9 protein-coding genes are annotated in these 12,376 nt (G+C 60.0%); 2 read left to right on the plus strand and 7 right to left on the minus strand.

The features are described from left to right. Positions 1-180: 180 nt before the first annotated feature. The 7 genes from porZ to tnpA form a co-directional block, all read right to left on the minus strand. On the minus strand, positions 181-2,475 hold the full coding sequence (gene porZ / locus ACYU7Z_RS14160) for a ligand-binding sensor domain-containing protein (protein ID WP_460571565.1): 2,295 nt from the start codon (positions 2,473-2,475) through the stop codon (positions 181-183). 128 nt (positions 2,476-2,603) lie between these two features. Next, positions 2,604-3,194 carry a hypothetical protein gene (locus ACYU7Z_RS14165; protein ID WP_460571566.1) on the minus strand — a complete coding sequence of 197 codons (591 nt, stop codon included), beginning with the start codon at positions 3,192-3,194 and terminating at the stop codon, positions 2,604-2,606. A 56-nt stretch (positions 3,195-3,250) separates the two neighbouring features. Further along, positions 3,251-3,616, minus strand: a complete 366-nt coding sequence (locus ACYU7Z_RS14170; RefSeq protein WP_460571568.1) for a TM2 domain-containing protein — start codon at positions 3,614-3,616, stop codon at positions 3,251-3,253. Continuing rightward, the gene (locus tag ACYU7Z_RS14175) at positions 3,598-3,891 is read right to left on the minus strand and encodes a DUF2752 domain-containing protein (protein ID WP_460571570.1); all 294 of its coding nucleotides are present in this window, start codon (positions 3,889-3,891) and stop codon (positions 3,598-3,600) included. Before ACYU7Z_RS14175 ends, ACYU7Z_RS14170 begins: the two co-directional genes overlap by 19 nt. 62 nt (positions 3,892-3,953) lie before the next feature. After that, on the minus strand, positions 3,954-4,445 hold the full coding sequence (locus ACYU7Z_RS14180; protein ID WP_460571572.1) for a hypothetical protein: 492 nt from the start codon (positions 4,443-4,445) through the stop codon (positions 3,954-3,956). Between the two features lie 54 nt (positions 4,446-4,499). Beyond that, positions 4,500-4,970: an ankyrin repeat domain-containing protein gene (locus ACYU7Z_RS14185; protein ID WP_460571574.1), complete on the minus strand. Its 471-nt coding sequence runs from the start codon at positions 4,968-4,970 to the stop codon at positions 4,500-4,502. Positions 4,971-5,609: 639 nt separating this feature from the next. After that, entirely contained in the window at positions 5,610-6,071 is a 462-nt protein-coding gene (gene tnpA, locus ACYU7Z_RS14190; protein ID WP_460571576.1) for an IS200/IS605 family transposase, read from the minus strand. 647 nt (positions 6,072-6,718) lie between these two features. Here tnpA and ACYU7Z_RS14195 point away from each other — a divergent pair. Continuing rightward, on the plus strand, positions 6,719-9,049 hold the full coding sequence (locus ACYU7Z_RS14195; protein ID WP_460571578.1) for an efflux RND transporter permease subunit: 2,331 nt from the start codon (positions 6,719-6,721) through the stop codon (positions 9,047-9,049). A 234-nt stretch (positions 9,050-9,283) separates the two neighbouring features. Beyond that, on the plus strand, positions 9,284-12,370 hold the full coding sequence (locus ACYU7Z_RS14200) for a SusC/RagA family TonB-linked outer membrane protein (RefSeq protein WP_460571580.1): 3,087 nt from the start codon (positions 9,284-9,286) through the stop codon (positions 12,368-12,370). Positions 12,371-12,376: the final 6 nt, after the last annotated feature.

Genomic DNA, 12,376 nt, shown 5'->3' on the forward strand with positions numbered 1-12,376 from the left:
ATTTTTTAGGATTGTTAAGATGGACGTATGGTTCGACAAGCTCACCATGACAATTGCCGGCCTGACGCCGACGCCCAAAGCTTTGGCGTCGGGCGAGCGCAGCCAAAGGCCGTGCGTCAGCCAATCATAACTAATCTTAATAATCTGCGCATCCACCGCAGGTGGATCTGCGTTCTTTCTCTACCTGGCGATGAAGACGATCTTACCCGCCGCATGCTCCTGCTGTCCTCCGTCGGTTACGAGCACGAGGTACACGCCGCTGGAGATGCCTTTGCCGCGGTAGTCGCTGCCGTTCCAGACGGCATGCCCGCCGAGGGATCGGGCCTGGAACACGAGGCGGCCATTGAGCTCGGTGATCTTGACGATGCTGCCTTCCCTGAGGCCTCGGATGGCGATCGGGCCACTATAGCCGGGCGGCACCGGGTTGGGAAACACCTGCAGGCTGCTGTAATCGTCGGCGCCGCTGCTGGCGCTGCCGCGAAAGGAGCAAACTCCCTTCGCAGTGGAAACAAACACTTCGCCGCTGGCGCCATCAATGGCGAGCCGCTGCACATCGTTGCTCAGGAGCGGGCTGTTCTCCTCCGTGAAATGCTGGAGGCGCGCGTCGCCGTCGGGTGAGATGAGCCAGAGGCCATTGCGCGTGGCCACCCACTTGCGGTCGGCACCATCGACGGCGATGCTGCGGACCTCCTCACCCTTGAACAGGTAGTTGGCAAAGTTGTTCTCGCCCTTCACGATGGGAAGCACGGCCTCGCAGTTGCGAAACACGCCGCTGCCGCACTGGATTATGGCAATGCCGTCGGTAGTGCCCAGCCAGATATAGCCGCTGCGGTCTTTGGCCAGGCAGAGGGGCTCGCCGAGCGGGAGGTTGCCGTTGCCGGCGCCGCTTCGCAGGAGGCGCCAGGCGTCGTCGTTGCGGTTGTCCAGGTCGCTGCCGGGGTTGAAGGCGATAAGCCCGTTGCCTTTTGGAGAGATCGCCCAGAGCGTGCCCTCATCGTCGACAACAGGGTAAGCAATGGCATTCTCGTTGAGGGCAAAGGGCGGCGCAAACGAAACCCAGCTGCCGTCGGCCTTGAGTACGTGGAGGAAGTTGGCCGCGCCGTAGTTGGCGATCCACAGGTTGCCCGACGCATCGAAGGCGAGGCCCGACACGCGGTAGCTTGTCGGGTCGCCGATGGTGGGCCCGATAGGAGAATTCTGCTTGTAGATCGTAAAGCTGTTGGCGCCGGTATAGTGCACGAGGCCGCCACCGTAGGAAGCGCCCCAGAAGCTTTCATCACGCGGGTCGACGGCCACATCGAGCATGTCGAGAACGGTGTCGAGAGCCGGGAGGCGAAACTGGTTGTAGTTGGTCCAGCTTCCGTCTTTGAATTGGTAGATGCCGTCGCGGTTGTACTGGTAATTCCAGGAGGCGTTGACGGTGCCCGCGGCGGCATAAACGACCCCGTTGTATGCTGTGAGGTTGCCGCTGGCGAGGCCTTCGGGGCCATTGGGCTTGAAGAATTCGGGCGCGCCGCCACCCCAGGCGGAGAGGCCGGCGTAGCGGTCGGCCACCCAGAGGGTGCTGCCGGCGAGGCGGGCATGCTGCGGGAAGGAGAGGGGCGGCGCCTGCGTGGCGGAGCGGAAGATGCTGCCGTCGGGGTTGAGCACGAGGGCATGCGTCGGACCGCCATTCAGGAAGGATTGCGTCAGCGCCAGCTTGTCGTCGGTGCCGTTGATGTGTACGATGGGATAGCCGTTGCTGTAAAAGAGCGACCAGCTGCTGCCGTTCTGCACGAAGAGCGAGTCGTTTTGCCAGGCCACGATCCGGCCGCCGGTATTGACGACGCCCTTGCACGGGGAGGCAGAAAGTCCGCCGCTTCCCGAGAGGTTTTGCCAGCTCCTGAAGTCGGAGGGCGTCGGGTTGGTTACGGGCGTGCGCTTGAGACCTTCGGCAGTGGCGGCGTAGAAGTAGCTGTTGTCGCGCGTGACCATGTAGGTGGGCACGTAGGCGCCGCCGGCGCCGATGAACCAGGAGTCTTTTGTTTCGTAGCGCTCCGCATCGAGCACCCATACGCCGAGGCCGGTACTTACGTAGCACGATGTGCCGAAGGGGAAGAAGTCGTAGATCGTCTTATCGCCCGACACCTGCTCGCGCAGCAGGTCGGGGATGTTGCGGATACCATTGTTGGTAAGTACGTCGATGTTGCTGTTGCTGTACCCGACAAAAAGCTTTTCGCTGCCGCCGTCGTAAGCGATCGTGGAAATGCCGGTTTCGGAGAGACCGCCCACTTTGCTGAAGCGCGTCATCTCGCCTGTTGCGCGATCGACGCTGAAGAGGCTGTAGGGGGTGGCCGTATAAATACGGTCTGGCGTTACGGCGAGGTCGATGGCGCTGCCGTAGGGCAGGTGCTCGCGCCAGCCGCCGATGGCGGGGAAGCTGTTCTGCGCCGCGGCGGCAACGGTTAGCAGGAGGAAAGGGGCCAGGAGTCTCACGGGGTGAAGTTAGGAAAAGCTGACCCATCCCGGGATCCCAGGCGCTGCGGCGATCTGTTAAAGGAGGGAAGTATGAACCCGGCACCATCCACGCTCAGGGTGAGTGGATAGTGCCTGGGTAAATACGGTCAGCGATTATACAGGTCCACCACTTTGATGATCTGGTGGAGCGCATAGGCGGTTGGCAGGTATTTGTCGCTCGGGCGCCAGTTAGCTACGAACAGCTTGTAGGCCTCGGCGTTGTCGCGCAGGAGATCGGCGATCTGTTGGCGGTTGAGTTCCGCGGGCGGGTTGGCGCCCTTGGCGAAACAATAATGGTCCTTGTCGGTCTCATCGGCCATCCGTGAGCCGCCCGCGCCGGTGTGGTAGCCCGTTGTTACACGCTCGTCGTAGTGAAACAAGCGGATCCTGCCGCTGCGGAGGAGCCGCACCCATTTCCCGCTGGCCATTTTCTCGTATACGGCTACTTTGTCCTGGTAGCTCGATACGCTGTCTTCAGGTACTGCCTTGCCATCCACTGCGATCATTTGGCGCCCCGCGTTATCGCGCGACCAGTGCAGCTTCGAGCCCGTCAGTCGCTGGCCATCGCTGCGCTGCACAACGTATTCGGAGCTTTTGTCGCGCATTGATTTGGTTTCCTTTTCGTACTCCTGGTACGTGGTGCAGGCCGACAGGGCCAGGGTGCAGGCGATCGCTGCGCATAAATGCCGTTGGTTCATAAAAGCAGGTTTTAGTGCCATCAAGATATTGCCTGCTAACGACAAACACGAATCGCTTACTGTCGCGTCATCATCTTCACCATCTGGCTCGACTCGATCGCCTGCCGCTGGTTATAGTTGGAAGCGAGCTTGTTGTTGTTCACGAGGTCGATGATGGTGCCGATGCCGCAGAAGCCAGCGGTGAGGAAGTAGAGAATGCCCATGCCGGCTTCGCCGATCACGAAGCGCTGGATGCCGGCGATGCCGAGAAAGCCGATGAGCGTCATGATCAGGAGCTGCTGCGGCTCCTTGCGCTTGCCCGAATAGATGGAATAAAACTGGCGGAGCTGCTGCTCGCTGAAGTCCTTGGTGAGCGATTGAATCATCATCAGCTCGTCGGGCTGCATGCCCGGGAACATCATCATCATTTGTTGCTGGTCCATTGTAGGTGGTTTTGACTGTTATGTGGAATGAGTGGTTGAATGGCCTGGTAGAAGAGTGCCGCTGCAACGGGGATGCCGAGCCAGTGGGCCCGGAGCGATTCGCTCCACTGCCCGCGGAGCGCGTAATGCACGGCGTGTCCAAGCCCGCAGCCCGGGCAGCTACGCAACCCCACCCACCTGAACAGGCACAGCGAAGGGCCGTCCTGTGTGGGGTCGAGCAAGAAGAGCGCGAGCAGGGCGGCGCCCCAGAGCAGCGTAGGCAGGAATCGTTTCATGCAGCGTTTCGGCGCAGCCAAGATAGGTTTTTTGGCGCGCAAGAGAAGGAAGCGAATCCACCTTATTCGCCGCAGGCAAATGCGATGGTTCCGGTGAACGCAGTGTGGCCGCTTTTTGTAACACGAAGCACGACTTCGTCGCAGCCCGTATCGTCGAGGATAAGCTCGTAATAGTGGCGCCCCTCGGGAAGATTCTTGTGAATCAACTTCCGCTTGCCGTTCTGAATCGTCGCGGCCATTCCATCGAGCTTGCCCGAAAAAACAAGCTTTACGCGGTCGGAGGGCTTGCCCGCATCGCCTGCGCCGATGATGGTATTCCAAAGGGCGATCGTATCATTATTGAGCACGTTGAAAGCCGATGTGCTGCTGTCGTTGTAAAGCAGGTACGCGCTCACATGCAGGGCGCCGCTATCCGGCAGTTGGGGCGGGCGCGAAGCGGCTTTCCGGTGTGTGTCGGACTGCGCTGCGTGTTGCGGTTGTTTCTTCGTTGCCTCCTGGCAGCCAAGCAGGAAGACGCTTGCATAAAAAATGGCTCGTGTGGAAATGGGGCGCATAAGGTGCACTTGAAAGTTGGCGGCAGACCCAAGATTAGCCGTTTTTGTAAGAGGTTAATTCGACGGGGTTGCCTGGTTCGCAAGCTTTTGCTCGATGAGTGCAATGACCGCGGCGTTCCTGCTTTCCTTCGCCGCGGTAAGAACCGTATTTCCCTGGCCGTCGCTCGCGCGAACGTCGGCGCCGTTGGCAAGAAGGAGTTCCACCAGCGCGCCGTTGCCGGCGGAGGCCGCATACATCAGCGCCGTGCTGCCGAAGCCATCCTTCCAGTTGACGTCGGCTTTGTGGCGGAGAAGCAGCTCCGCGATTCCCTTGCTTTTGGCAACATTGATCGCCGTGATCAGGAAGCTCATTTTAAAGCCGCCGGGACCGAATGTATAGTTGGCGTCGGCGCCATTCTCCAGCAGCTGCGCCACCGCCGCCGAATCATTTTGCGTGATGGCTTTATAGAGCTGTTGATTCTTATCCTGAGCGTTGGCCAGGAGCGACAGGAGCGAGGCCGCCAGGGCGAGGAGAAAGTTCTTCATGACAGATTGTTTCGGTGCATGCGTGTTGCGGGGCACTAAGATACAAGGGAGTGCTTTGCGCGCTTATTGCGGGTCTTTGTTTTGTTTTGTTGCGGAGCGCTTTTGCAGGCGAATATTCGTGAAAACGTCGTAGCCCCACAGCCCCTTTTTTATCGTCAGCAACACCGAGTCGGATACATGTGAGTCGTGCTGTAGGTAGGTAAAGAAGACCAATTACATCGGTAATTTATTGTAGTCAAGTTTGTACTACGGGTAGTGCCTCTTTGCAGTCAAATGCCAAGTGTGACCTCAATGGCAGGTTCCAGCACTCGGGGCGCTGTCAATCGGCGACAGTGTTTAGCGTCTATGTGAGAACTTGGCGACGAAAACGCATTTGCCGCGCCCCTTCGAGGCATCGTGTGATTAGCCCCGGGAGCAAAGCTTCGGGATCGCGGAGTGAAGAAGCAATCCCTGCGCCCCCTTCGGGCGACGTATCGTCATTTCCGTAACATGGATGCCCGATAAAAAGCAACTGCGAACCGCCCCTTTCGGGGCGCCGTGTGACTGGCCCCGGGCGCAAGCCCGGGGGATTGGGAAGCTAACGAACAATCCATGCGCCCCGGCGGGGCGCCGTGCCCGCGACGAAAAGAATTCCCCCAATCAATCAACCGGGTCGGTAAGCAGGTACTTGGGTTCCCAGGCGATCCCTGAAGCGTTCAGCAGCTCGATCATTTCGTTGCGATGGCTTCGGCCGCGATGATGCTCCTGCTGCCGGGCTATGTAGCCGCATACAGCAGAAACCACTGAAGGACTCACACTGATCGCCGTATAGCCTTCCTGCCATGCAAACGGACGCTCGGTAAACCCGCGTGCGTTGATCCAGGCCGACGAGTTGCTTTTGAGCTCGCGCATCAGGTCGGGCAGCGGGTCGCGCGGCTTGCAGCCGGCGAGCAGGTGCAGGTGATCTTCCACCGAGTTAATGGCCAGCACCTTGTGACCGCGGCCCTGCACCAGCCCCGTGTCGTAGCGATGCAGCTCCTCGCGCCAGGCATCGGCCAGCAGCGCGCGGCGGTATTTCACCGAGAAAATGATGTGGTAATAGATCTGGGTGTAAGTAGACATGGACGCAAATTGCTGCAGCCCCGGCACCCGGCCCGGTGTATTCCCTCATTCGAGCGCTGTATTATTCCCCGGCGTTTCTGTTGTTTTTCCGGCCACGCCACGCACGGCACCCCTTCGGGGTGCATCAGCAGCCTCTTTGCACACGTAACCCCGGATTGCATCCGGGGCCAGTGACACGGCGCCCTGTCCGGGCGGTTTGTTCTTGCACAGCGACCTCCGATGCCCCCGGATTGCATCCGGGCCAGTGACACGGCGCCCTGTCCGGGCGGTTTGTTCTTGCACAGCGACCTCCGATGCCCCCGGATTGCATCCGGGCCAGTGATACGGCGCCCTGTCCGGGCGGTTTGTTCTTGCACAGCGACCTCCGATGCCCCCGGATTTCCCGGGCCAGTGATACGGCGCCCTGTTCGGGCGGTTTGTTTTTTCACAGCAAACTCCGATGACCCCGGATTGCATCCGGGGCCGGGGACACGGCGCCCCGAAGGGGCGCGGTGCTACTTCTTGTAGCGAACTCTTTTTCGTTAATGAAGGTCCTGGCACGTGCTCTTCCTTTCGCTGCTGTCACCGGCGTTATTGGCTGTTAACCGCCCCATCGCCGGGACCAACCCACTTCTTTCCTTTCTTTGCCCCACAAAACCCTTCCGATCATGTGGGAATCCCTGGGAAAGATCATTCTGCGCTACCGTGCCTTCTTCCTGCTGCTACTGCTGGCCATCACCGGCGTAATGGGCTGGCAGGCCAGCAAGGTGCGGATCAATTACGAGTTTGCCAATGCTATTCCCACGGATAACCCCAAGTACATCGCCTACCAGGCCTTCCGGCGCCAGTTCGGCGAAGACGGCAACCTGCTCGTCATCGGCGTACAAAGCGACCGCTTCTTCCAGAAATCCTTTTTCGACGACTTCCGCCAGCTGCAGCAGGACCTGAAGAAGGTAAAGGGCGTCGAGGGCGTTCTCTCGGTACCCAACGCAGTGGCCCTCGTCAAGAACGATTCGCTCGGCACGCTACAGGCCCTGCCCGTTTTCCCCGATACGATGCGCACACAGGCCGATCTTGATTCCGCCGCCGCCCGCTTCGGCACCCTGCCCTTCTACAAGGGACTTCTTTATAACGAAGCGACGCACGCCTACCTGATCGGGGTCACGATCAACGGGCCGCTGCTCCAGACACCGCAGCGCGCCGATGCCATCGGCGCCATCGCGAAGCTCGCCAACGACTTCGGCAGCCGCCAGCACAGCGACGTGCACCTGAGCGGCCTCCCGCTGATCCGCACGCAGGTGGCCCTCAAGATCCAGCGCGAGATGCGCTGGTTCACCATCGGCTCCTTCGCGCTGTCGGCGCTGATCCTCCTGCTGTTCTTCCGCTCGCTGTCGGCCACCGCGCTCTCGCTGGCGGTGGTTGCCGTAGGCGTTGTGTGGAGCTTCGGCACCCTGCAGCTCCTTGGCTACAAGATCACGCTGCTCACGGCGCTCATCCCCCCACTGGTGGTGGTGATCGGTATTCCCAACTGTATCTACTTCCTCAACAAATACCATACGGCCTGGCGCGAGTATGCCGACAAGCAAACGGCCCTGGTGCAGATGATCGCCAAGATGGGGATCGTAACGCTGTTCTGCAACATCGCCGCCGCCATCGGCTTTGCGGTGTTCGCCCTCACACGCAGCACGGTACTCCGCGAGTTCGGCGCTGTAGCCGGTATCGCCATTGGCCTGCTCTTCATCATTTCGCTGTTGCTCATTCCGCCGGCGCTTTCCTACAGCGGCGCGCCGAAGCCGCGGCACCTCCGCTACCTCGACAACCGCTTGCTCGCACGCTCCCTTGGGGGTCTGGAGCGCTGGTCGCTGCACCACCGCCGCATCATCTACCTCGTGACGCTCGTGCTCCTCGCGGGCGCCATTGCCGGTACGATGCGCCTCCGCAGCGTCGGCTACATCGTCGACGACCTGCCGAAGACCGATAAGATCTACGCCGACCTCAAATGGTTCGAAAGCCAGTTCCGCGGGGTGATGCCACTGGAGATTATCGTCGACACGCGCAAGCCGCAGGGCCTCCGCCGCGATATCTCGGGCAACCTCCAACGGATCGACTCGCTCACGCAGTACCTCAAGTCGAAACCCTACGTGGGCCGCACGCTCTCGCTCACCGAGATCTCCAAGTTTATCCGCCAGGCCTTCTACGAGGGCGACAGCGCCATGTACGCACTGCCATCGGACTACGAGCTTCCGGCGCTCAAAGACTACCTCTCCGCGAAGAAAGAAGGCGGCGCGGCAGCGCCTGCTACCGGCGTTGACCGTCTTCGCCGGAGCCTCGTGGACTCGGCCAACCAGCAAACGCGGATCTCCTCCGCCATGATGGACGTCGGCTCGGCCCGCCTTCCCGCGATCCTCGACTCGGTGCAGCAGCGCGCCGGCCAGATCTTCGACAGCTCCAAATACCATGTTACGATCACGGGCGGCTCGGTGACCTTCCTCGAGGGCAGCCGCTTCATCATCAACGGCCTCAAGGAAAGCATCTTCTGGGCCTTCCTGCTCATCGCCCTGTGCATGCTGTACCTGTTCCGCTCCTTCCGTATCCTGCTTTGCTCGCTGCTCCCCAACGTGATCCCGCTGGTGATCACGGCGGGTGTGATGGGCTGGGTGGGCGTTCCGCTGAAACCCTCCACGGTACTCGTTTTCAGCGTTACGCTCGGCATCGCCATCGACATCACCATCCGCTTCCTGGTCAACTACAAGCAGCAGGCGAAGAACGGGTTGTCGGTGGAGGAAAACGTCGTGAGCAGCATCCATTCCACGGGTCTTTCGATCATCTATACGTCGGGCGTGCTGATCGCCGGCTTCGTGATCTTTTGCTTCAGCGGTTTCGGCGGAACGCAGTCGCTTGGCTGGCTTACCTCGCTGACGCTCGTAGTGGCCACCGTGGCCAACCTCACACTGCTGCCGGCTTTGCTGCTGGACCTGACGGGTAAAGGGCGGCGTTGAACCGGTAAAAACACCTAACCGAAAAAAAAATACGAAGCAGTGTAACAAATTTTTAACGAGAAGGTTAAATTCGTGCAACTTTCGGGAGACATGCATTGTCTTATCCGATACCGACGCGATAGAACGGATCGACCACACTAACTGACTAACTGTTGGACGCCCTGTCCCCTCCGCACCTGTTGCGGGGCGCGCCGGTGATGACTGCTTAAACTGTTTTTTTAAATACGTATGCACATGAGAAAAATGCTACTCCTCGGAGTAGGGATGCAGCTATTCAGCCTGTCCCTGCTTGCTCAGGACCGGACCATTTCGGGCCGGGTCACTGACGAAAACGGGCAACCGATACCGAGTGTGTCCGTCCAGATCAAGGGCACCAATCGCGGTACGGTTACCGACGCCAACGGTAATTACACCATTACAGTACCGAGCGGAACGAAGGCCCTGACCTTCTCGTCTGCCGAGTACCAGGCTTCCGACCGCGCGATCAGCAATGCTCCCACCGTCAACATCTCCCTCCGCAATGCTGACCGCAGCATGGAGGAAGTAGTGGTGGTCGGCTACCAGGTACGCCGCAAGAAAGAAGAAGGCGGCGCCGTTTCCTCCGTGTCCGGCAAGGCCATCGCCAACCTGCCCAACGTATCCGTTGACCGCGCCCTCCAGGGCCGCGCCGCCGGTGTGCTGGTGCAGTCGAACAGCGGTATCCCGGGCGGCGGCATCAACGTGCGCGTGCGCGGTACCGGCTCCATCAACGCCGGCAACCAGCCGCTCTACGTGGTAGACGGTGTGCAAATGAGCACCTCGGGTCTCGCCAGCTTCACGGAAGCCAACCCGCTCGCATTCCTCAACCCCAACGACATCGAGTCGATCGACGTGCTGAAAGATGCCGCCTCCGCCTCGATCTACGGTGCCCAGGCCTCCAACGGTGTAGTGATCATCACTACCAAGCGTGGCCGCGCCGGTAAAACCCGCTTCAACTTCAACGCCTACACCGGTACCTCGGAGCGTATGAAGAAGATCGACAACCTCGATACGAAGGACTGGGTGAACGCCCGTGCCGAAGCGTATTACAACCGCTACAGCCCCCAGATCCCTCCCGGTGGCTATACCTTCCATGACGCCCGCGGTGATGCTCTCTCCGAGCTGAACAACGCTACCGGCCTGGGTAACAGCGTTTATAACTACACCGACAAGCAGCTTGATTCGCTGATCGCCACGCTTCCCAACGTGGACTGGCAGGACGAATCGATGCGCAAAGGCTCGATCCAGAACTACGACCTCTCCATGTCGGGTGGTAACGATAAGACGACCTTCTACCTGGGTGGCGGCTATACGTACCAAAGCACCATCTTCAACAAGGTGGACTTCAAGCGTTATGGTCTCAACGCCAACTTCAGCCACAAGGCAACCGACCGCATGACGGTTGGCGTGAAGCTGAACCTGAGCACCTTCGAGCAGAAAGTTCCTTTCGCTACGAACGGTTCCTTCCTCGGCAACCCCGCCTTCTCGGCCGCAACCATCCTCAACGTCAACCGCGTGTACAACGCCGACGGCACGTACTTCGGTCTCCTTGGCAACGGCCAGTCGCTGGCTGGTGCCCTGAACCAGAACATCATCGCCGTTAACGACTACAACTCGGGTACGCAGCGCACCAACCAGTTTGTTGGTTCGTTCAACCTCGATTACAAGCTTCTGAGCTGGCTGTCTTATCGTGGCTTCGTGAGCCTCGACTACCGCCTTGTTCAGGGTAACAACTACCGCGATCCCCGCACCAACGACGGCTTCGCCGTTAAAGGCCGCGGAACCGTGGAAAGCAACTGGGGCACCAACCTGCTCACCACGCACACGCTGAACTTCGACAAAGCGTTCAACCGCTTCAAGCTGGATGGTTTTGTTGGTTACGAAGCACGCCGCGACAACCGCGAGCTGATCGGAACCGAAGCCATCGGCTTCCCCTCGCCCTACTTCCAGACCGTAGACGCCGGCGCTACCCCCGTGTACGCTTCGTCGAGCTGGACGGGCTACAAGCGCGTGTCGGTCTTCGGCCGCGTGAACCTGGGTTACAACCAGCGCTACCTGCTCTCGCTCATCACCCGCCGCGACGGTTCGTCCCGCTTCGGTGAGAACAAGCGCTTCGGCATGTTCCCCGGTGTGATCGGCACCTGGGTGGTTGACCGCGAAAGCTTCATGAAGCGTGCTGACTGGATCTCCTCGCTGCGTCTCCGCGTATCGTGGGGCCAGACCGGTAACGACCAGATCGGCAACTTCGCCTCCCGCAGCCTGTTCAGCGGCTCCGCCATCCAGTATAACGGCAACGCCGGTATCCAGTATGCGCAGCTGGGCAACCCCAACCTGAGCTGGGAGACCAACGAAACGACCAACTACGGTATCGACTTCGGCTTCTTCCGCAACCGCATTACGGGTTCTGTTGAATACTACGACCGTAAGAGCAAGGACGTGCTGCTGTCGCCCCAGGTTCCCTACGTAAACGGCGTTGCCGATTACCAGGCTAACGTTGGTGAGATCAGCATCAAGGGTACCGAGGTTACGCTCAATGGTGAGCTCCTCCGTCCGCGTACGCCCGATGGCCTCCGCGTGAACCTGGGCTTCACCTTTGCCTACAACTACAACAAGGTATCGAAACTGTACAACGGCTTCCAGGTACTTCCCGGCGATCCGACGGTACGTGTCGGCCGCTCGATCAACAGCGTGTTCACGCAGGTATACATGGGTGTTAACCCCGCTACCGGCCGCCCGATGTTCCTCGACACCTTCGGTCACATCACCTACTCGCCGCAGACCCGCGACCGCCGCTACATCGGCGACCAGGAGCCTGACTACTGGGGTGGCCTGACGCCGAGCGTTTCGTTCAAAGGCTTCACGGTGGACGCCCTCCTGACCTATGAGTTCGGACGCCTCGCTACCGACGGCCAGATGAACTTCATGATCGAAGACGCCAACCGCACCATCAACAGCTGGCAGTATGCTTATGACAACCGCTGGCAGAAGCCGGGCGACATCACGTCGTACCCGCGCATCTTCGACGGTGGCATCGAGCCGGGTGGTGTAAACCATGCTTCGGCCTCGGACCGCCTGTGGCGCAAAGCGGACTACATCCGCCTCCGCGACCTGCGTATCTCCTACGATCTGTCGCAGTCGCTGACCCGCCGCCTGCACCTGTCCCAGGCCCGCCTGTATGTTCAGGGCCAGAACCTGTGGACTTCGAGCGACTGGTGGGGTTACGATCCGGAATTCGTAGGCACCTCGACCGGTATCATCCCGCAGACGAAGAACTACAACATCGGTATCCAACTCGGTTTCTAACTTCTT

Source organism: Flaviaestuariibacter terrae (genome assembly GCF_054777635.1).

Excerpts from the sequence above, each read along its gene's own strand:
- ACYU7Z_RS14185 (WP_460571574.1), bottom strand. The coding sequence starts at position 4,970 with ATGAAGAACTTTCTCCTCGCCCTGGCGGCCTCGCTCCTGTCGCTCCTG.
- ACYU7Z_RS14200 (WP_460571580.1), top strand. The coding sequence starts at position 9,284 with ATGAGAAAAATGCTACTCCTCGGAGTAGGGATGCAGCTATTCAGCCTG.
- tnpA (WP_460571576.1), bottom strand. The coding sequence starts at position 6,071 with ATGTCTACTTACACCCAGATCTATTACCACATCATTTTCTCGGTGAAA.
- ACYU7Z_RS14180 (WP_460571572.1), bottom strand. The coding sequence starts at position 4,445 with ATGCGCCCCATTTCCACACGAGCCATTTTTTATGCAAGCGTCTTCCTG.
- ACYU7Z_RS14195 (WP_460571578.1), top strand. The coding sequence starts at position 6,719 with ATGTGGGAATCCCTGGGAAAGATCATTCTGCGCTACCGTGCCTTCTTC.
- ACYU7Z_RS14170 (WP_460571568.1), bottom strand. The coding sequence starts at position 3,616 with ATGGACCAGCAACAAATGATGATGATGTTCCCGGGCATGCAGCCCGAC.
- ACYU7Z_RS14175 (WP_460571570.1), bottom strand. The coding sequence starts at position 3,891 with ATGAAACGATTCCTGCCTACGCTGCTCTGGGGCGCCGCCCTGCTCGCG.
- ACYU7Z_RS14165 (WP_460571566.1), bottom strand. The coding sequence starts at position 3,194 with ATGAACCAACGGCATTTATGCGCAGCGATCGCCTGCACCCTGGCCCTG.